Here is a 21,561-nt window from a genome sequence, read left to right as displayed (position 1 = left end):
TTGTGAAAAGCTTATTATTAGAATTATTCCAATAATTACGAGAGAATGTCAATAGAATAGGGAAAGTTTTTCACAACAAATAATTTAACACAATAAAAAAAGTATACAAAACGCTCCATTTTAAATGAAACGTTTGTACACTTTCTTAAATTCCCAGTACTTTAATAATATTTTGAACTGAGATAAAAAATAAAAAGAATTAACCCTCCAAAACCAAAAATATATGTTAAAAAAATTGGATTGAAAAGTATTGGGTGTTTCGCTGTAGCTTTTGTATCTGTATCATGTTCCCCTTTTTGCTGATCAACAACTTTACCAACCTTTACTGTGTAGAGGAGCGAAATAAGCGCAATAATGAAACTGATAACCGCTAAGCCTATAATCATATAAACATCACCTGTCTTTTTTCTTAACTTTATCTATTTGTAACGGTATTATACACAGAAGAATCATTTTTATTTACATAGAAATATGTTATAGTAAAGATAAATTAGCAGTAGGTACTAACACCATATATCAAGTATCATTAGGAGGACGTTATGGAAGATTTACTAAAACTTAAAGGCAAAAATATCGTAGTGATGGGCGTAGCAAACCAGAGAAGCTTGGCGTGGGGGGTAGCACAATCATTACATCAAGCAGGTGCTAACTTGATTTTCACGTATCGTAAGGAGCGTTCTTTAGCAAAAATAACGAAATTGTTAGAAAAAACAGATCTAGATGCAAGGTTAGTGCTGGCGTGTGATGTCAACAATGATGATAGTATCAAGGAAGCCTTCAGCAAAATTGCTGATGAAGTCGGTACCATTCATGGTGTTGTGCACTCGATCGCATTTGCACATGGAGAAGATTTGAAAAACCGATTTGTTGAAACATCTCGCGACGGCTATGCATTTGCACAAGACACAAGTGCTTATTCGTTAATAGCAGTTGCTCGTGAAGCGCAGCCATTGATGACTGAAGGTGGTTCAATTATGGCAATGAGCTATCTAGGAGCAGAACGAGTAGTGCCAGGCTATAATGTCATGGGAGTTGCCAAAGCAGCATTAGAATCTGCTGTTAAATACTTAGCGATGGACCTAGGCGAAAACAATATTCGCGTAAATGCTATTTCTGCAGGTGCAATTAAAACCCTAGCAGCAAAAGGTGTTCCATCATTCAATGAAATTCTTCACAAAATAGAAGAACAATCACCATTAAAACGAAATGTGACACAAGAAGAAGTAGGGGACATGTCAGTAGCTATGTTGAGTCACTTATCCAGAGGGGTTACTGGAGAAATTGTTTATGTCGATTCTGGCTATAACATTTTAGGATAATCAAAAAGACAAACAGACCATTAAAGGTTTGTTTGTCTTTTTTTTATAATGTGGAAAGAAGGTATAAATTATAGAAAGTGTCTTCGAGAAGAACCCTCGAGGACAAAAGAACATTAAAATGAGTAAAAGTGTCTTCGAGAAGAGCTCTCGAGGGCAAAAAAACATTAAATTAGATCCTGGAGAGAAGAATGCTTAACTACGAGATATTCGAACACGTGGCAATTCCCTTAGAATCTGTGTAATTTGATCCGTTAGTAATAACTTTCTTATGATTACAAGGATAAAATCCATTCAACATTAGTGTTATAAACGTAGCGAAAAGTAAGCCCGAAATGATAACCGTTGCCATTTGGTAACCTAAGTCTAGAGGCTTAGTGATTATATGCTATACTGAAGAAAAAAACTTTTGGTGGTTTGAAGGATGAAACGATTATTACTAGTGATTTTATTAGTTGTAAGTGGATGTAATCAAACAGGTGATGAATCCACATTAATAATGAAAAAGGCTCCACAGACAGGGAAAATCAAAAAAGAATTAGTCTACCCAGATCGGGGATTGGACAGGTTTTGGAAGATTGACGAGATAGATCTAGATGCCAGTTCTGTTATGTTAATCAATGCTGATACAGCACACATTATTTATGAAAAAAATAGTGGTACACCGTTACCGACAGCCAGTATGTCAAAAATGATGACTGAATTGCTCGTTTTAGAAGCAATTGATAGTGGTGAATTGGATTGGAGTAGTAAAGTAGCAATTAGTGATTACGCGTATAATATCTCCCATCACCCTGGATATTCTTCCGTCGATTTATCCCAAGAACGTAATTATACGGTAGAAGAATTGTTTCAGGCGATGGCGATTCATTCCGCAAATGGCGCAGCGATTGCATTAGCGGAAGCTGTCAGTGGCAGTGAAGAATCTTTTGTACAGCAAATGAATGAACGAGCACAAGAATTACAGCTGGAAGCTACCCAATTTGTTAATTGCACTGGATTAAACAATCAGGATTTGGGCGATTATTATTCTGTCGGAAATATAAACGATACAAATACGATGTCGGCACAAGATTTGGCGATACTTGCACAATATTTGATTACTACATATCCAGAATTGTTGGAGACGATTAACCAGCCTGAATATGTATTAAATGACCGGAAATATCAAAACACTAATTGGATGCTTGAAGGTGACTTAGCTTACGATGGGGTAGACGGTTTAAAAACTGGATTTACTGATCTTGCAGGTTATTGTTTTACCGGAACTGTTCAAAGAGATGGTGTAAGACTAATTTCCGTCGTGATGGGAACATCCTCAAAAGTCGAACGTTTTATAGAAACAGAGACTTTATATGAAAGAGCATTTGAGAAGGTGGGTATAGTTTCTAAATAACAGAGGAGCTATCCTCATGACATAATAACAATTTAAATTTGTTCCACAAGTAGTAGTTGAGTATAATTGTTTTGTGGATTTTAAGAAAAAGAAGAAGGCGAATAAATTGAAAAACAGTTTGTATTTATACAAGACCGACTTGAAAAATATTGCAACAAATTGGGTTGCGGCGATTTTGATGGGAGGATTAATGATTCTCCCATCGTTGTATGCCTGGATGAATATTGAGGCATCTTGGGACCCATATAGTCAAACAGATCAAATAAAAGTCGGGGTAGTGAACAAGGATACAGGTGCTACAGTGCGTGAAGAGGACATCCATGTAGGGAATGAGTTAGTAAATACATTGAAAGAAAATGACTCGATGGATTGGCAATTTGTCAATGAAGATAAAGCGATGGAAAAATTGGAATATGGAGACTATTATGCAGTAATAGTAATTCCAGAAGATTTTTCGGAGAAACTGGCTACGGTTATCAGTGATCAACCAGAAAAAGCAGAAGTAGAGTACTATGTGAATGAAAAAATTAACGCAATTGCTCCTAAGATAACGGATAAAGGGGCTACTGTAATAGTAGAAGAAATAAGTTCAAGTTTTATTGCAACGGTCAATGGCGTTATCTTTGATATGTTTAATAAGATTGGTATTGAATTAGAACATTCACTCCCTGACATTATAAAATTTGAAGATTATATTTTTACAATCGAAGAAAAACTGCCAGAAATTAAAAAGATACTAGATGAGACATTAGCAGATGCTGAAAATGCTGAGGGTATGATAAGTGATGCAAATAGTCTTATTCCTAAAGTAAAAGAGGCAACCAACCAAGGCCTTTTAACTGTGAAAGAGACTTTAGATTTTATACATGAAGCAGAAGGACGTTTAAATGAAATTGCTCCACGGGTTAACGAAGATCTGACTACTATCCAGAAAGCAGTACAGGATACTAATAAGTTTTTAGAATCGGTAGATCTCTCTTCTCAGAACCTGCCGGATTTAAATCAGCAAATCGACAATTGGAATCAACAAATAGATAGTTCCATTGCTTCGATAGAGACAATCGAGGAAATTTTACATCAAGTTAAAAATCAACAAGAAACGGGTAACGCGGATGAGAATACTTCAGAAGAAGGTAATCAAGAATCTGGCAGTAATAGAGGAGAAGAACAGAATGATCAACCAACTAACCAAGAGCAAATTGACAATGCATTGGATCAACTAACATCAATGAAAGCAACATTACAAGACCTACAAGAACAATTGAATCAAGCTAATAAGATGATCCAAGAAAATAATCAAGCATTAGAAGAGATGATGGCTAACTTAAAGGAAACTGCTCAATTTACCAATGAGCGACTTGACGCATTTATTACGGAGTATAAAGAAACGATTGAACCGCGAGTAAAAGAAGAAATTCACCATGCAAAAAGCTCGTTAGAATCGGCTAAAAATATTTTAACAGAAATACAAAATACCATACCAGAAGCACAGGGAATATTAAATAGAACAGCAACAAACTTAGCTAATGGTGAAAACATGTTAGAAAGTGTTATAGCAGAATATCCTTACATTAATACAAAAATTAATGAACTTGCTGATAAAATCCGCAGTGTTAAAGGAGAGACGGATTTAGAGGAAATTATTGAATTGTTGCAAAATGATCCTGATGCAGAACGAAGCTTTTTTGAAGAACCTGTCATGTTAAAACACAATAAGTTATTTCCTATTGAAAATTACGGTACAGGAATGACACCTTTTTATACGATTTTAGCAATATGGGTTGGTGGATTGCTGTTAATTTCATTATTGGCAACAGATCCGCATCATATAGAATCATATACCGGAAGGCAGATTTATTTTGGTAGATTGTTTACTTTTATAACGATTGGATTCTTTCAAACCATCATCGTTACATTAGGTGATATGTGTCTTCTTGGTGTAGAAGTTAAGGAACCGATTTGGTTTATATTATTCGGTTTGTTATCAAGCATTGTATTTATTTTAATTGTATACACCTTAGTGTCGGTGTTTGGTGACATCGGCAAAGCTTTAGCGATCGTTTTTCTTGTATTACAGATCGCTGGTGCTGGAGGAACATATCCAGTGGACTTGTTACCAGAGTTTTTTCAAGTAATTAATCCTTTTCTTCCTTTCACATATGCGATTAGTTTAATGCGTGAGGCTGTTGGTGGGATTGTTTGGAGTAAAGTACAATATGATGTTATGGTTCTCTCGGCGTTTGGACTTGGTGCACTAATTGTAGGATCCCTTTTCAAAGCGCGGTTGAACAAGTATACACAACAATTAATGAAGAAATCGAGAGAAACTGGTTTGTTCCATTAATCAAGCAACCCTCCATGTATTTGGAGGGTTAACTTTTAGGGGAGGGAATGTGCAATGAGTAAAAAAGGATGGATTATTTATAATGGCAATTTATATACAAAGAAATTTGCCGAACAAATCGAATGGTTGCGAAAAACAGCGGAGACGTTTGATTTTGACATAGATGTGATCGCTAATAATCAACTGTTGGTTACCATTGAAGGTGGAGAGGCACGAATACTTACAGAAAAGAAAGAGCCTGACTTTGTATTCTTTTGGGATAAAGATTTATTTTTGGCAAGACAACTGGAGCACCAGGGGTTACGATTGTTTAACTCGGCAAAAACAATTGAGATTTGCGATGACAAAGCATTAACCTATCAACAATTAGCGAATCATGGTATTCGTATGCCAAAAACAATAATTGCCCCAAAAGTCTTTGTTTCGCTAGAAGATGATAGTCATCTTACACAAGTAATCGAAACACTTGGCTTTCCCTTGGTCATCAAGGAAACTTTCGGCTCCTTTGGTGAACAGGTATATTTGATTGAAGATGAGCAGCAATTACGGCAAAAAGTGAAAGAGTTACAGCATAAACCACACCTTTTTCAAGAGTATATTGCGTCAAGCTATGGTCGTGATGTACGCTTAAATGTCGTAGGAGACCGTGTAGTGGCCGCGATGTTAAGAAAATCAGATCAAGACTTCCGTGCAAATGTAACAGCTGGTGGCAAAATGTATCGCTATCAGCCAACAGAAGAGGAGAAGGAATTAGCGGTTCGTTGTAGTCAATTAGTCGGTGCAGATTTTGCAGGAGTTGATCTACTTTTTGGAGCAAATGATGAACCGATTTTATGTGAAATTAATTCAAACGCACATTTTAAAAACATTTATGATTGTACAGGGGTTGATATAACAAGAGATATGATGACTTATATAAACGAAATTATTTCATGAATGGAGCTGGACAAAATTTTGTCCAGTTTTTTTGTATCTATTCTACCTTTCTACAAATAATAGAAGTATATAATGTCAAAAAAGGATGAGGGTAGGAAAATGAGGAGACTTCGAAAAAGAAATAAAAATAAAGGATCCCAACCATCTCAGCAATCGGTTAGAAAAGTAAAACAGCAGTTAGAAGATAATCGGTCAACATTAAAGAGGATCTTTAAAAACAGTATCGATATTCAGTTCAGAGATCTGCAGTTACAGGACCAACAGAACATTCGTGCATTTATTTGTTATACAGAAGGACTAGTTAGAGAAAAGTATATTCATAATAATGTCATGGAACCGTTACAAGGGATAAATTTTAATGAGATAGAGATGAATGCCAATTCATTTATTTCCTATATGGAATCCAACCTTATCAGGGCTTCTTCTGTAGATAAGACCTCTAATTTAGACGAAGCAATAGAAAAAATACTGCGAGGACAAACGGCGATTTTTATTGATGGGTTTGACAGTGCTTTACTGGTTAGTACAAAAGGATTTGAAGCAAGAGCGGTAGAAGAACCTGACACGGAATCCTCGGTTAGGGGATCAAGAGAAGGCTTTAACGAAGTCATTCAAACGAATACATCCATGCTCCGCCGTAAAATAAATAATCCTCATTTAGTTTTTGAGGAATTCATCATAGGCGGAAACACCAAAACAAAAGTGCGGATTGGCTATATCGATGGAATTGCAAGAGAAGAGATTGTGAAAGAAGTAAGAAAGCGTCTTAACTCGATAGAGACAGATGTTGTACTGGAGACAGGTTATTTAGAGCAATATATAGAAGATCATCCTAAGTCTATTGTTCAAACGATTGGTAATAGTGAAAAGCCTGACAAAGTAGCCGGAAAATTACTGGAAGGCCGAGTAGCTATATTGTGTGATGGTACGCCATTTGTATTAACAGTCCCTTTTTTATTTATTGAAACATTACAAGTTCCGGAAGACTATTACTCAAAGCCTCAAGCTAAATCATTAATTCGTTTATTTCGTGTTATTGCTTTATTTCTAACTGTTTTTACTCCAGCAGTTTTTGTGGCGGTCGGCACTTTTCATCATGAAATGGTGCCATCCTTATTATTAACAACTATGGCTGCAGCTGAAGAAAGAGTACCTTTTCCGATTTTATTAGAAGCTTTAATCATGAGTGTTATCTTTGAGTTACTTCGTGAGGCAGGGGTACGAATGCCTCGACCTATTGGTTCAGCTGTAAGTATTGTTGGTGCATTAGTAATTGGAGAATCTGCAGTGCAGGCCGGGCTAGTAGGGGCACCAATGGTTATTGTAGTGGCCTTAACAGCTATTAGTGGTTTTGTCGTTACAGCGATCAATAATACTGTTCTTCTGATTCGTTTTTTTCTGCTAATTTTAGCTGGAATCCTTGGCTTCTATGGTTTGCTGATGGGAACGCTGTTCATCGTTGCCCATGTATGTTCATTGAGATCCTTTGGTGTTCCTTATCTAACACCGTTCGCACCAGTAATATTAAAGGAATGGCGAGATTCATTTGTTCGATTACCAATGAAGAAATTACAAAAAAAACCAGGTTCTGTACTTCGAAGGAAATTTTAAATGCATCCTAGGAGTGATAACTTATGAAAAAATTAATACCTTTTATAATGGTAATTTTATTAACAGGGTGCTGGGATGTTCAGGAATTGACAGAGATTGGGATAGTAGTAGCGATGGCAATTGATATGGATGAAGAATCAGGAGAATATCAACTTACAGCACAATATTTAAGACCATCTGCTGAGAGTACATTTGTTTCTTCGCAAGACAAACCTTTTTTAATGGTCACAGTAAAAGGAAGGACTATAGCTGAATTAATGCGAAAAACAAATCATAAAATAGACCGAAAAGGCTTCTACGCCCACAACAAAGTGGTAGTTGTTAGTGAGGAAGTTGCCAAAGGTGGGTTGCTACCAATATTCGAAACATTCCAACGAGAGCAGCAAGTGAGAAGTTATGTTTGGCTGGGAGTGACAAGAGGTACAAGTGCTGCTTCTGTACTTGAGAAGCAAGACAATAGTATCTCTAAGGTTTCCGCCAATTACCTGAGTAGCTTATTTGACAATGCTGAGAATGAAGCTGTTTCTTTTAATTTGTTGAAATTTTATAAGCAATCCTTGAAGCCAGGGAAAAATCCCGTATTAGGAGTCATGACATTTGATGAAAGTAAACAGGAAGAAGGTTCGGTCCATTTGTCTGGAGCGGCAGTTTTTAATAAAGACAAACTTATTGGGTTTTTAAATAATGATGAAACGATGGCATATAATTGGATTACCCTTCATGGGAGAAGTAGTAAGCAAGGTGCACTAACTTTTCCTTATAAAGAAGATAAATATGTTACGCTTGAATTAATTGATATCGACTCAAACGTTAAGCCAAAGGTAACGAATGAAACAGATATATCCTATACAATTGAAATAAAAAAGCAAGTGGAAATTGCTGAACAGCAGGAATTAAAGAAAACAGAAACAAGAAAAGAGCTTGCAAAATTAGTAGCAGAGCTAGAGAAAAAAACAGAGAAAGAAGTAGAAGCTAAGGTAGCAGAAGTAATTACAAAAGTACAAGAAGAGTTCCAATCGGATATTTTCGGATTTGGTGCCTCATTACGCGATAGTTATCCAAAAGTATGGGATAAAGTAAAAGATAATTGGGGGGAAGAGTTTGCCAATGTTCAATATGAAATAAAGGTTGAGGTTAAAATTTTAAATTCAGGATTATTACAGGGATCTTTACATCCTCACGAATAACTTAGCGAAAATATCCCTTGAAAAAGTGATATATAAGCACCAGTATTAATAGTACAGCATAAGCTAATCCGCCAAATAGTAAGAAGCCTAAGAAAGGATCAGCTTTTAGTACTTCCATTTTTATGGGCATGGGAATCCTCCTTTCACTAAGGTGACTTTTATCAGATAGGATGATGAAAGTCACCGATTTACTGATTATGTTTTTTCTTCACTTTGATAATAAGCAGAATTAATATTGGAAGGAGTGCATACAAAAGTATACTATAAATACCTCCCTCCATTCCTTTCCATCTTTGATCATCTAAGCTCTCAAAACGTAGTACGGATAGAAATGGAAGCGCTAAACCAAAAATTATTATGACCCATTTAGAATTTGATTTATTCATTAACCAGGTAAACAATAACGTAAACCCATAAAAATGTATAGCAGTTTTATAATATCCTCCGATAAACATGATAAACACACCGATAATATCTAGATTGGTGAAAATCATGGCAATATGAATTGAGAGCGTTGTCTCTAGCAAAGGTATTTCTGAGCTTGCAGTCAGTTCTGGACCCAGGACAGCAATAAAGACAATCTGAGCTATTAATAATAAAAATGTGGAAACCGTAACAGCAATAAATGTTATTTTACGAATATATTCTTTTTTTTTCAGATAGTGATAAATGGTGAGAAAGACGACCATTTCACCGAAAGGAAAGGCAACAACTTTCGGTAATTCTTTAAGGATTGGTTGGTATCCATTTCCTAAAATCGGTAATAAATTGACTAACTGAAATTCACCGGAAATCATATTTAGAAAATAAGCGGCAAGTAATAAAAAGAAAAGGTATGGTAGGAATATTTCAATTGATCTAGCAATGACTTCAATTCCTTTATGCAACATATAAACCATCACCATAATGAATACGTAAAGTATAACGAGAAGTGGTGTCTCAGGTAGAGCGGTCATTTTAATCAAAACACCAAATTCATAGAAATTATGTGTCGCTTGACTTAAAAAATACATACAGTATAGAAATAATAACGGTTTTGCCAGGATGACGCCCAGACAGTCATTTAAAATCTCCGCAAAATTCTGATTGGGGTAATATTTAGGTATTTGGGTATACACCCACAATAAAAAAAAGCTGAGAATAAAAGACACTAATACGACTATCCATGCATCTTGTTTAGCTCCAATGCCTAAGGCAAACAATGTCGTACTTCCAATCTCAAATGCTACTATGAGTGAGAAAAGCTGAATATTTGATATTTGTCTCATGTCTCATTACTCCCATGTATAGAGGTTACGTCTATGCTTTTTTTATATGACAAGAATAAGTCATCATCGGATCGCAAGTTCGCCGTGATTCCTTTATCTCAGTCGTTGTTCGCACCAGTACCAGTCGATACGTTTATAAGCGGGCGCTCCGCGCTTTTCTTAGTATAGTTTTTAACATGTTTGCCAATATAATCGGAAAATATAATGGTAAGCTAAAAGTATCTGTAATTAAGGGAATATCTGTACTTGTGGATAACGAAGAAAAGCACCTCTATTACTGATGGAAGTTATCCGTTATTGTTATGTTTTTTCTTCACTTTGATAATAAGTAGAATTAATAATGGAAGTAGTGCATACACCAATATATTGTAAACACCTCCTCCCATTCCTTTCCATCTCTGATCGTCTAAGTTTTCAAAACGTAGTATGGATAGAAAAGGAAGCGCTAATCCAAAAATTATTATAATCCATTTAGCATTGGCTTTATTTAATAACCAGCTAAACACTAAAGTAAACCCATAAAAATGTAAAGCTGTTTTATAAAATCCCCCGATAAACATGATAAACACAACGATAATATCTAGATTAGTGAAAATCATGCCAACCTTAACCGAAAGTAGTGCTTCTAGTAAGGGTACCTCTGAGGTTGCAGTCAGTTCTGGACCTAGGACTGCAATAAAAACAATCTGAGCTATTAATAATAAAAATGTGGAAACCGTAACAGCAATAAATGTTGTTTTACGGATATATTCTTGTTTTTTGACATAGTGATAAATGGTGAGAAAGACGACCATTTCACCGAAGGGAAAGGCTACAACTTTTGGTATTTCTTTAAGGACTGGTTGGTATCCATCTCCTAAGATGGGCAATAAATTGACTAACTGAAATTCACCGGAAATCATATTCAGAAAATAAGAGGCAAGCAATAAAAAGAAAAGATATGGTAGAAATATTTCAACCGATCTAGCAATGACTTCAATTCCTTTATGCAACATATAAACCATCACCATAATGAATATGTAAAGAATAACGAGAAGTGGTGTCTGAGGTAGTGCTGTCATTTTAATCAAGACACCAAATTCATAGAAATTAAATGTTGCTTGACCTAGAAAATACATGCTGTATAGAAATAATAGCGGTTTTGCCAGAATAACACCCAGGCAGTCATTTAAAATCTCCGCAAAATTCTGATTGGTGTAATATTTAGGTATTTGAGTGTACAACCATAATAAAAAGAAACTGAGAATAAAAGACACTAACACGACTATCCATGCATCCTGTTTAGCTCCAATGCCTAAGGCAAACAATGTCGTACTTCCAATCTCAAATGCTACTATGAGTGCGAAAAGCTGAATATTTGATATTTGTCTCATGTCTCATTACTCCCATGTTATGTCTATGCTTTTTTTAGTAAGGATATGGCTTTAGCATTTTTGCCATAATAACAAGGGAATATAACGGAAGGCTACAAGTACCTGTAATTAAAGGAACATGCTATACTTGAGGGAAAAGACAAGGAGGCCATCGCATGAATGGCTGGCTGATTTATCGCAAAGAAGACGCCGAAAAGAATAGTGCATTTATTGACTGGATGCAAACAGAAGCTGAACTGCTTGGAATGAAGATCGAGCTTGTTATCTATCATAAGCTGACATATGGAATTCGGGATGGTCACCTTTTTATAGAATGTAAAGATAAGGAAAGACCTGATTTTGTCATCATGAGGGCGATAGATCCACTCTTATCACAGCAATTCGAATTAAAAGGTATCCGAGTCTATAATGATTCAAGAGTTGCGACGATTGCCAATGATAAATCCCAAACACACCAGTTATTCGCTACTAACGGAATTTCAATGGTAGATACTCAATTTATAAACAAAGATGAAATAGATAAGCTTTCTTTCCGTTTTCCAGTTATATTGAAAGCAGTAAACGGACGAAGCGGTAGTGAGGTATATTTGCTTCATTCAATCGAAGACATGCCACTATTAATGAGTGAGAGGTACATTGTACAAGCATTGGCAGCACCAGGAAAGGATCTACGTGTTTTTGTAATGGGAGGTAAAGTGATTGGCAGTGTGCTTCGAGAATCTGATGCTGATTTCCGTGCCAATTACACACTTGGTGGGAAGGCAACATTGTATCGATTATCTCCGTCAGAGCGTGAACTGGTAGATAAAATCATCACTATCCTACCTGCAGATTTTGCAGGTATTGATTTTGTTTTTGATGATAACGGAGGTCTCTTGTTAAATGAAATAGAAGATATTGTTGGGAGCAGGACACTCACGAGTCTAACTGATATAAATGTGGCTAAACTGTATTTGGAGCATATTTTAAAAAGTGCCCGATAAATCATTGAAAGTGCCCGTTATCGATTAAAAAGCGCCCGAAAAATCTTCGGAAATGCCCGATATCTCTCAGTAAATGCCCGATATCCATCCGAAAGTGCCCGATACCAAAGCAGACAGATATCAAGATGTGTCTGCTTTGTGGGAACTTATTTTCTTATGCTATAATAATGTTAACTACAATTTTTTCCTCCATATTTCCGTTCAATTAAATTAATTACCATAGAGAAAAATAAACAACTGATGAAGAGAGGAATGTATCTGATTTGAATATTTTACTATCCAAATTACTGGAAGTTGTACTAGCTGTTCTTCCCATAACTATTATTGTTGTCATTTTAAATTTTACCCTGACTTCACTTGACGTTTCCTTAATTATCCGGTTTTTAATCGGTGCTGTCTTTATTATTATCGGTTTATCGATATTTTTATTAGGTGTTGATTTAGGTATCACCCCAATTGGTAAACAACTCGGAAAGGCAATTACGAAGTCAAACCGTTTATGGATTGTTATCGTATCCGGATTATGTTTAGGATTTATCATTTCCATTGCTGAACCGGATTTGCATATTTTGGCTGGACAAGTGGAGATGGTAACAGGAGGGGCGATTGGAAAGTATATATTAGTTGTGGTTGTATCACTTGGTATTGCAGTCTTACTTTCACTAGGTCTCGTAAGAATAGTGCACAACATTCCATTATTTAAAATACTTACGTTACTGTATGGAATTGTACTTGTAATTGCTTTCTTTACCTCACCACAGCTTTTAGCGATTTCCTTTGATGCTTCTGGTGCGACAACAGGTGCGATGACGGTGCCGTTTATCCTAGCATTATCAATCGGTATTTCTATTTTGAAAAAGGACAGTAAAGCATCGGAGAAAGACAGTTTTGGACTTGTAGCGATTGCGTCAGTAGGTGCGATTATTGCAGTGATGTTGATGAGTATCATCACGGATCAAAAGGAACTGACAGGAACGATAGAGCAAGAAAATAGTGTTTCACAATCGATATTGGGGCCGTTTCTTCATGAATTCGGTCATATTGCACAAGAAGTAATTCTCGCCTTATCACCAATTATTGTGATATTTTTAATATTTCAAAAGCTAACTTTTAAACTGTCGAAAACAACTTTTCGTAAAATTATAACTGGTCTTGTCTTTACTTTTGTCGGATTAGTGCTGTTTCTAGTTGGAGTAAATGCAGGATTTATGGAATTAGGAACGGAACTAGGACATAGTATTGCCTCCTTGGATAATAAAGCGTATATTGTTATTATCGGTTTAATCTTAGGGATTGTCACCATATTGGCAGAGCCTGCTGTATATGTATTAACGAATCAAATTGAAGATGTTACAAGTGGTTATGTCAAACGGAAAGTGGTACTGTTTACACTAGCGATCGGTGTCGGAATTGCCGTTGCTTTATCGATGCTGCGAATTTTAATTCCAGAATTGCAATTGTGGCATTATCTATTGCCAGGTTATCTAATAGCTGTTGCGTTGATGTATGTGACACCGAAATTGTTTGTTGGTATCGGATTTGATTCTGGTGGTGTAGCGTCAGGCCCGATGACTGCAACTTTTATCTTAGCGTTTACACATGGAGCAGCAGATGCGATAGAAGGTGCAGATGTAATTGTTGACGGCTTTGGTATGATCGCAATGGTTGCATTAACACCACTTATTACATTGCAATTATTAGGTTTGATCTTTAAGATGAAGTCGAGAAAAGGAGGCATGGAGTAATGTTGCCTAATGATAAAACACCTCATTTTGAAATCATATTTGTAATCGTCAAATTTGGTTTAGGGAGTAAAATTTTGAAAGAAGCCAAAAAATGTGGTGTGACAGGTGGAACACTTTTTATTGGTAGAGGAACGATCAGTAACAAATTATTAAAATTGCTTGCGATTACAGATATGCGTAAAGAAATTGTGATGATGATCTCCAATCGCAGAACAACCAAAAAAGCATTAGAACATTTAAATAAAGTGTTTCGTTTTGATAAGCCAAACCATGGGATCATTTTTACCACATCTTTAACAAGTCTGATGGGAACAAGAAGCTGTCAAATTGACGATGATGATGAAAGAGGTGACGGAGAGATCATGTATCAAAATATTATGGTTATAGTCGATAAAGGCAAAGCAGAAGAGGTTATCGAAGCGGCACAAAAAGGTGGTTCTAAAGGCGGAACAATCATTAATGCACGAGGATCAGGCGTTCATGAGACGAGTAAGCTGTTCTCGATGGATATTGAACCTGAAAAAGAAGTCGTCATGATTCTGTCAGACGATAATTATACCGATGCCATTTGTGAAAAAATAAGTGAAGACCTGAAAATTAACAAACCCGGAAATGGAATCATCTTCGTACAAGATGTAAATCGAACATATGGAATTTACGAGTAACTCCAGAGAATAACTATGACTGCGAAGTGTTTTTTTGAAAGGGAGAGTATAGATGCGTAGCGAGAAAGAAATGATGAATGCAGTTATTGATTTTGCCGAAGCAGATGAAAGAATACGTATCGTGGGAATGAATGGATCACGTACCAATCCTAAAATAAAGAAAGATCGCTTCCAGGATTATGACATCGTTTACTTAGTGACTGACATGGAGCCTTTTCTGGAAAACAGGAAATGGCTTGATTATTTTGGAAAGCGAATGATCATGCAAACGCCTGAGGAATCAGCCTTATTTCCTGCTACATTAGGTAACTGGTTCTCCTTTTTAATTCAATTTGCAGATGGAAACAGAATTGATTTAATGCTTATACCGTTGGAAGAATTGGACCTATATCTGAAAAATGACAGCTTAACCAAAATATTATTAGATAAGGATAACTTGATAGAAGTCCCGCCAATACCAGATGAGAGCAGTCATTATATAAAAAGACCATCCCCACAACAATTCACGGATTCTTGTAATGAATTTTGGTGGGTAACTCCTTATGTAGCCAAAGGATTGTGCCGAGGGGAATTTTTATATGCTACCTATCATCTAGACAAAGTATTACGGGAGGAATTGTTACGAATGATAGCATGGAACGTCGGAGCCGAGCATGATTTCAAAGTAAATCTCGGTGCCGCTAATAAATTTCTACATCATTATTTGGAGAGCAACCAATGGGAACCCTTACAACAAACATACCGATTGGATTCATTGGACAAATGCTGGGATGGATTATTTTTGATGGGAAAATTATTTCAACAACAAGCAAAAAAACTAGCAAACAGCCTAGAATTCACCTATCCTGATCATTTTGAAAAAGTCATACCATACATAGAAAAGCTCCATCAGGAATTTTATTACGGAGACAAGTGATGATTCAAGCTAATTATTGGATAAAAAAAGATACACGCAATTCGGTTAAAGGTGAAAAGCATGTATCTCTTATAGCTTGCCTATTGTTTGAGATTGGTTGGAAAACGAAGGATAATAGTCCAGCTGTTTGAACAGAGAGATTATTCTTTCTCAAACCTATAAAGCCATGCTTCCAATGCCTTTGGTTCTAATGGCTTGCTAAAATAATATCCCTGCAATACATCACATTGGTGCTTTTGCAAGTACCTCATATGTGCTTCTGTTTCTACGCCCTCCGCAATCGTACGCATCATTAGATTATGTGCCAGCATGATAATCGCGGAGACAATATCATCATCGGCATCATCGGAAATATCTTGGATAAATGACTGATCGATTTTTAAATGGTCGATCGGAAATTTCTTCAAGTAGCTTAAAGAACTGTAGCCCGTTCCAAAGTCATCAATGGCAATTTTAACCCCTATCATCTTAAGCTCATGCAGTATGACAGATGCGGTGTCAGCGTCCATTGCCATCGATTCTGTTATCTCCAACTCTAGATATTCTGGTTCTATACCAACTTCCTCAATAATACTTTTTACAGTAGGAATTAAATCTGTTTGATAAAATTGACGAATTGATAGATTTACTGATACAGGGAAAGGAGTATAACCTGCTTTTTGCCAATGTTTCACCTGCTGACAGGCTTCTCTTATTACCCATTCACCAATTGGAACGATCAACCCACTTTCCTCAGCTAGCGGAATAAATTCAACAGGAGAAATCAATCCTAATTCTTTATTATGCCATCTTATTAAGGCTTCTGCTCCATAAATTTTATTGGTGCCAGCATCGATTTGTGGTTGATAGACGAGTAAAAATTCTTCACGATCAATTGCTTTTCGTAGCAAGGACTCCATCTCAACATTCCCCGAGATTTTACTTAACATGGAATCATGATAAAATTGAAAATTACTTTTTCCAGTTCGCTTCGCATGGTACATTGCATTATCTGCTTTTTTTATTAATGTTTTTGCATCAGTAGCATCATTTGGATATAAACTGATCCCGATACTGGGAGAAACAACGATATCGATTCCTTCTAAATCATAAGGAAATGTCAGAGCATTAAGAATAACAGTTGCTACCTGTTCTGTTTCTTCAATCGTAGTATTTTCTAATAAAACAATAAATTCATCTCCACCATATCGGAATACTGTTCCATTAGTAGGAACTTTTTTTTGAAGGCGTTCCGCTACTTTCTTCAAAAGAATATCTCCATATTCGTGACCAAGCGAATCATTAATCGTTTTAAAACGGTCTAAATCCAGGAAAAAAACGGCGAAATCTGATGTACTCTTTGAATTATTAAGCATGTCCTTTAATTGAGAATGAAATAAATGTTGAGCGTTGTTAAATAGTCATGATAAGCTAAATAATTTAATTTTTCTTCTAATTGTTTCTTTTCTGTAATATTTTTAGCTAAACAATGTACACCTGATAAATTCCCGTCTACAATAATCGGTATAACAGTAATATGGAGATCAACACGTTCTCTTTGCTTATTAATTAAACAAGTTTCATATTGTACTGCATTTCCTTCTAGAACTTTTGCATATTCATTTTTAGTATATTCGCGAAGTTCTGGCGCAATATGTGGTAAAAAGGAAGTGCCTATTACCTCTTCTCCCTTGAATCCCATCAAATCCTCCGTAGCCTTATTCATATAGACAAAATGACCTTGTAGATCTAGAGTAAGAACAGGGTCTATATTATTGTCAAATAAGGACCGATAACGTTGTTCACTTTCTTGTAGCTGTTGGGATATCGCTTTTTCTGACGTGATATCTCTTGCAACACCGATAACACCAGTAACTTGTTCGCGATAAATAGTTGGGACTGCCGTTACATATACTGTTAATATATTACCTGATTTGTCATGAACTCGTACATTTACTTGAACGGTTTGATTATTCAATACCTGTTGGAAAGATTGGTTGAAAAGAGATAAGTCTTGTTCATGGACAATATCAGTAAATGTTTTGGACAATAATTCTGCCTTTGTATATTTAAGAATGCGTTCACTTGCAGGGTTAATGTTGGTGAAGTAACCTTGCTTATTTAACATAAAAATCAAGTCTGGATTATCAACAAATAATGACTCTAGTTGTTGATGGGTTTTTTCTAATAATACTTCGGTGTTTCGTTTATCCGTAATATCCTGAAATTGTGATATAAAATATTTTGCACCATTTTCTAATTGCATCAATTTTACTTTTATTAATACAGGTATTTTAGTTTCATCTTTAGTTAACAATATCGATTCCATTTGTAAAGGCTTAAATTGTAGTAAAGCTGACTGATCAAATGTAACCTTTCGCAATAAATCTTTATCTATCAAATCTAATGGAGACATGTTCAATAAATCTTGTCTCGTGTATCCCGACTGGATAATGAGAGCTTGATTGGCCTCTCTGATAATAAAACTATCGTCATCAGCTAATTCAGAAATGACGATAGGGTCTGGCATTTGTTGAATAATAGATATTAAATCTTGATACGAGAATGGCGACTGATGCGACAATGTCATCGAAGCTCCTCCTTGCTGAAAACGTTACTCTCTTTTACCCATCATACCATAGAAGAACAATTTAATGATATCTTCTGTTAAAGGTAAAATATAGTCGCGGACATCCTCATTTTTCATATAGTCCTTGAACATATGAATGTAGACCATCATTGCTTCCGTTGAAATGTCACGATGGATATAGCCTGTCTTTTTTCCTTCAGCAATCAGCTGTTCGAATAATGGAATCGATTTTTCCTGATACACTTTTTCTATAAATGAACCTTCATTGGAAAAGTCCTGCATCAAATAGTGATACAATTCTTCATTGATTTTTTCTGCATCGTCTTTTTTGTTGAAAATAATTTGTTCGATTTTTTCGGGAAAACTGACGTCGCTGTCAATAATGTTTTGGAATTTTTGATATTCTATTTCAACGAAATAAACCATTGTTTCATAAAGCAAGTTTTCTTTACTTTCAAAATAATTGTATATCGTAACCTGGGAAACATTCGCTTCACTTGCAATTTTTGCTATCGGGACATTTTTTATTCCATCATTAGTAAAAAGGCGAAGAGATGTTTCCAGAATTTTATTTTTTTTCCGTTGTGTTCGTTTTTTAAAACCGTCCATTGTTGTCACCTCATGTATTATTTTAAGTTAAATTATGAAATATAACAACAAATTGATTTCAAAAAATACTTGATATCAGTCATATACTTCTATATTATGAAATATATAAGTTAATATATTTCAAAACTTAGGAGGTTTTGATATGAACATGATTGAAGTAAAGGGAGTAACAAAGAAATTCGGTAGGTTCACCGCTCTTAATGAAATTGATCTGGAAGTAAAAAAAGGGGAAGTATATGGATTTATTGGACCGAATGGCGCTGGAAAATCGACAACCATTCGTGTTTTATTAGGTATTATTCAGGCAACTTCAGGTACTGCGAAGATATTTGGCAAAGATACTTGGAAAGACGCAGTAGAGATTCATCGTAAAGTGGCATATGTACCGGGAGACGTTCATCTTTGGGAAAATTTAACCGGAGGAGAAATCATTGATACTTTTTTAAAGTTGCGTGGGAGAATTAATAAGAAGAAGCGCGATGCTTTAATTGAGCGATTTCAGCTAGATCCACGCAAAAAAGCTGGTACGTATTCGAAAGGGAATAGACAAAAGGTAGCATTAATTGCCGCTTTTGCATCTGATGCCGATTTATTTATATTAGATGAACCGACGTCCGGATTGGATCCTTTAATGGAACATATATTTCAACAATGTGTGGAAGAAGTGAAATATGAGGGGAAAAGTGTCCTATTATCCAGTCATATCTTATCGGAAGTTGAAAAGCTTTGTGACCGTGTCGGCATTATTAGACAAGGAGAAATGATTGAAAGTGGTACGTTGGATGAATTGCGCCATCTAACGAGAACAAACATATTAGTTGAAACCGAAAAATCTGCAGCTGTATTAAGCGATCAGCAAGGGATCCATCAATTTACAGAGGAAGATGGCATATATACATTCCAAGTTGATGCAGAAAAGCTATCAGAAGTAATGCAGAAGGTTAGCGAGTTTGGTGTGAAGCGTATTGAAAGTACACCACCAACATTAGAGGATTTATTTATGCGTCATTACCAAACTGATAGTGCTGCGGAAAAGGGGTGATCCTATGCTTTTTTATCAATTAAAATCGTTACTCACCTTTAATGCTCGTCAAAATTGGCTTGCAAGTATTATTTGGACGTTATCGATTGTTGCAATGACGATTGTGGTAGCCGGCGCATTTGCGAATCTATATGGTTCTGGAGAAGAGCGAGATACGATGGCTCAAACTCTTGAAAATCCAGCTATGGTTGCGATGATTGGACCGGCATATGGTATTGAAAATTATACGCTTGGTGCGATGATGGCAAATCAAATGCTATTGTTTACTGCTATTGCCCTCGGTATTATGAGTATATTAATGATAACAAAGATGACACGGAAACAGGAGGAAGAGGGAAAGTTTGAATTAATTCGCTCCATGCCGGTCGGTCGGTTATCGAGTTTAAGCAGTTCTTTAATTTTAGTTGGATTGGTTAATCTGATTATCGGATTGGCAACAGCGGTTGGGTTAATTATGATTCAGGTAGAAGGAATCGATGTAGAAGGTTCCATCATGTATGGAACAGTTTTAACAGTAACCGGATTAATATTTACTGGAATTACAGCAGTTATTACCCAACTGACTGAAACATCCCGTGGTGTCTTAGGTTTATCGATTGCAGTACTTCTTGTAGCATATTTTGTTCGTGCTATTGGAGATGTGAGTAATGAAGCGTTGAGCCTTGTGTCACCTTTAGGTTTAATTTTGCGAGCAGAAGTGTATGTGGAAAATTATTGGTGGCCAATTATCATTTCGGTGGTGATTGCACTTGTGTTTACGATGCTTGCCTTTTACTTGCATAACCGTCGAGACCTTGGGTCTGGTTTACTGCCATCCAAACCTGGTAAAAAAGAAGCGTCTAAGCTGTTATTATCACCACTAGGTTTAATATTACGATTACAACGTACACAAATTATTTCCTGGTTAGTCGCTATGCTTTTTTTAGGTGCTTCTTATGGTTCGGTATTAGGTGACTTAGAATCGTTTTTTGCAGACAATGAAGTGCTGCAGCAAATGATTGGTAAGAATCCAAACTATACGTTGACAGAACAATTTATTACAATGTTAATGGTGGTTTTATCGATATTTGCGACTATTCCAATGATTATTTTGTTTTTAAAAATACGAGCAGAAGAAAAGAAAGAACGTAATGAACATCTGTTAACTACAGGTATTTCAAGATATAAATTATTAAGCCACTACCTTGGTGTATCGGCGATAATGGGTGTTATTTCGTTATTTATTGCACTTTATGGATTATGGGCAGCTGGAGCAGCGGCAATGGATGACCCAATTCCATTTGTAAATATTTTAAAAGCAGGAATGTCGTATTTACCCGCTATGTTAATCATTTTAGCAATTGCAAATTTATTGTTTGCATTTTTGCCAAAGTGGACACCACTAGTATGGGCATACTTGGTATTCTCCTTCTTCACCGTATATTTAGGTGGAATGATAGACATACCAGAAAAGATATCAAATATTTCAAGCTTCAACCACATCCCGCAAATCCCGGTTGAAGAATTTTCGTGGACGCCACTACTCATACTACTGGCTATTGGCATTATCAGCCTTGTTATCAGCCAATTTGGCTACCGAAACCGAGATGCAGAAGGGTAGG

Annotated in this window: 19 protein-coding genes; 12 read left to right on the top strand and 7 right to left on the bottom strand. The window is 36.0% G+C overall.

The window, feature by feature from the left end; all coding sequences use genetic code 11:
• Positions 1–161: 161 nt before the first annotated feature.
• Positions 162–386 (bottom strand): hypothetical protein, encoded by a 225-nt coding sequence (locus tag ACTWP4_RS19930; RefSeq protein WP_443130546.1) that lies wholly within the window; start codon positions 384–386, stop codon positions 162–164.
• Between the two features lie 153 nt (positions 387–539).
• Here ACTWP4_RS19930 and fabI point away from each other — a divergent pair, with 153 nt between their 5' ends.
• From fabI to ACTWP4_RS19900, 6 genes are all read left to right on the top strand, one after another.
• Positions 540–1,319, top strand: a complete 780-nt coding sequence (gene fabI / locus ACTWP4_RS19925; RefSeq protein ID WP_443130545.1) for an enoyl-ACP reductase FabI — start codon at positions 540–542, stop codon at positions 1,317–1,319.
• 421 nt (positions 1,320–1,740) lie between these two features.
• Positions 1,741–2,712 carry a D-alanyl-D-alanine carboxypeptidase family protein gene (locus ACTWP4_RS19920; RefSeq protein ID WP_443130544.1) on the top strand — a complete coding sequence of 324 codons (972 nt, stop codon included), beginning with the start codon at positions 1,741–1,743 and terminating at the stop codon, positions 2,710–2,712.
• Positions 2,713–2,818: 106 nt separating this feature from the next.
• The gene (locus tag ACTWP4_RS19915) at positions 2,819–5,056 is read left to right on the top strand and encodes a YhgE/Pip family protein (RefSeq protein ID WP_443130543.1); all 2,238 of its coding nucleotides are present in this window, start codon (positions 2,819–2,821) and stop codon (positions 5,054–5,056) included.
• 54 nt (positions 5,057–5,110) lie between these two features.
• Positions 5,111–5,992 (top strand): RimK family alpha-L-glutamate ligase, encoded by an 882-nt coding sequence (locus ACTWP4_RS19910; protein WP_443130542.1) that lies wholly within the window; start codon positions 5,111–5,113, stop codon positions 5,990–5,992.
• A gap of 99 nt (positions 5,993–6,091) precedes the next feature.
• Positions 6,092–7,603 carry a spore germination protein gene (locus ACTWP4_RS19905; protein ID WP_443130541.1) on the top strand — a complete coding sequence of 504 codons (1,512 nt, stop codon included), beginning with the start codon at positions 6,092–6,094 and terminating at the stop codon, positions 7,601–7,603.
• A 23-nt stretch (positions 7,604–7,626) separates the two neighbouring features.
• The gene (locus ACTWP4_RS19900) at positions 7,627–8,790 is read left to right on the top strand and encodes a Ger(x)C family spore germination protein (RefSeq protein ID WP_443130540.1); all 1,164 of its coding nucleotides are present in this window, start codon (positions 7,627–7,629) and stop codon (positions 8,788–8,790) included.
• Position 8,791: 1 nt separating this feature from the next.
• On the opposite strand, the gene ACTWP4_RS19895 is transcribed toward ACTWP4_RS19900, so the two are convergent.
• The 3 genes from ACTWP4_RS19895 to ACTWP4_RS19885 all read right to left on the bottom strand — a co-directional run bounded on the left by ACTWP4_RS19895 (position 8,792) and on the right by ACTWP4_RS19885 (position 11,431).
• Positions 8,792–8,920, bottom strand: coding sequence for a hypothetical protein (locus tag ACTWP4_RS19895; protein WP_443130539.1), 129 nt, complete (start codon positions 8,918–8,920; stop codon positions 8,792–8,794).
• A 58-nt stretch (positions 8,921–8,978) separates the two neighbouring features.
• The gene (locus ACTWP4_RS19890) at positions 8,979–10,058 is read right to left on the bottom strand and encodes a GerAB/ArcD/ProY family transporter (protein ID WP_443130538.1); all 1,080 of its coding nucleotides are present in this window, start codon (positions 10,056–10,058) and stop codon (positions 8,979–8,981) included.
• A gap of 287 nt (positions 10,059–10,345) precedes the next feature.
• On the bottom strand, positions 10,346–11,431 hold the full coding sequence (locus tag ACTWP4_RS19885; protein WP_443130537.1) for a GerAB/ArcD/ProY family transporter: 1,086 nt from the start codon (positions 11,429–11,431) through the stop codon (positions 10,346–10,348).
• A gap of 155 nt (positions 11,432–11,586) precedes the next feature.
• Between ACTWP4_RS19885 and ACTWP4_RS19880 the strand changes: the two genes are divergently transcribed.
• From ACTWP4_RS19880 to ACTWP4_RS19865, 4 genes are all read left to right on the top strand, one after another.
• On the top strand, positions 11,587–12,414 hold the full coding sequence (locus ACTWP4_RS19880; protein ID WP_443130536.1) for an ATP-grasp domain-containing protein: 828 nt from the start codon (positions 11,587–11,589) through the stop codon (positions 12,412–12,414).
• A 263-nt stretch (positions 12,415–12,677) separates the two neighbouring features.
• Complete coding sequence (locus ACTWP4_RS19875) at positions 12,678–14,159, top strand: DUF1538 domain-containing protein (RefSeq protein WP_443130535.1); 1,482 nt, start codon at positions 12,678–12,680, stop codon at positions 14,157–14,159.
• The gene (locus ACTWP4_RS19870) at positions 14,159–14,824 is read left to right on the top strand and encodes a P-II family nitrogen regulator (RefSeq protein ID WP_443130534.1); all 666 of its coding nucleotides are present in this window, start codon (positions 14,159–14,161) and stop codon (positions 14,822–14,824) included. Before ACTWP4_RS19875 ends, ACTWP4_RS19870 begins: the two co-directional genes overlap by 1 nt.
• A 52-nt stretch (positions 14,825–14,876) precedes the next feature.
• Entirely contained in the window at positions 14,877–15,740 is an 864-nt protein-coding gene (locus tag ACTWP4_RS19865; protein WP_443130533.1) for an aminoglycoside 6-adenylyltransferase, read from the top strand.
• Positions 15,741–15,880: 140 nt separating this feature from the next.
• Here the strand turns inward: ACTWP4_RS19865 and ACTWP4_RS19860 are convergent, their stop codons facing one another.
• The 3 genes from ACTWP4_RS19860 to ACTWP4_RS19850 are packed head-to-tail and all read right to left on the bottom strand — an operon-like array spanning position 15,881 to position 18,918.
• Positions 15,881–17,095 (bottom strand): putative bifunctional diguanylate cyclase/phosphodiesterase, encoded by a 1,215-nt coding sequence (locus tag ACTWP4_RS19860; protein WP_443130532.1) that lies wholly within the window; start codon positions 17,093–17,095, stop codon positions 15,881–15,883.
• A 5-nt stretch (positions 17,096–17,100) separates the two neighbouring features.
• Positions 17,101–18,309, bottom strand: coding sequence for a PAS domain-containing protein (locus tag ACTWP4_RS19855; RefSeq protein WP_443130531.1), 1,209 nt, complete (start codon positions 18,307–18,309; stop codon positions 17,101–17,103).
• A 24-nt stretch (positions 18,310–18,333) separates the two neighbouring features.
• Positions 18,334–18,918 (bottom strand): TetR/AcrR family transcriptional regulator, encoded by a 585-nt coding sequence (locus ACTWP4_RS19850; RefSeq protein ID WP_443130530.1) that lies wholly within the window; start codon positions 18,916–18,918, stop codon positions 18,334–18,336.
• Positions 18,919–19,060: 142 nt separating this feature from the next.
• Here ACTWP4_RS19850 and ACTWP4_RS19845 point away from each other — a divergent pair, with 142 nt between their 5' ends.
• Together ACTWP4_RS19845 and ACTWP4_RS19840 are read left to right on the top strand one after the other, a co-directional pair.
• Positions 19,061–19,960, top strand: coding sequence for an ABC transporter ATP-binding protein (locus ACTWP4_RS19845; protein WP_443130529.1), 900 nt, complete (start codon positions 19,061–19,063; stop codon positions 19,958–19,960).
• 4 nt (positions 19,961–19,964) lie between these two features.
• A complete protein-coding gene (locus tag ACTWP4_RS19840) occupies positions 19,965–21,560 on the top strand; it encodes an ABC transporter permease (RefSeq protein WP_443130528.1) in 1,596 nt (531 codons plus the stop codon).
• The last annotated feature ends 1 nt before the right edge of the window (position 21,561 follow it).

Origin of the sequence: Gracilibacillus sp. D59, from assembly GCF_052246695.1 — a bacterium.
Classification (GTDB): Bacteria; Bacillota; Bacilli; order Bacillales; family Amphibacillaceae; genus Gracilibacillus.
Note: the sequence above shows the minus strand (reverse complement) of the source record. Positions and strands in the feature narration are given on the sequence as shown.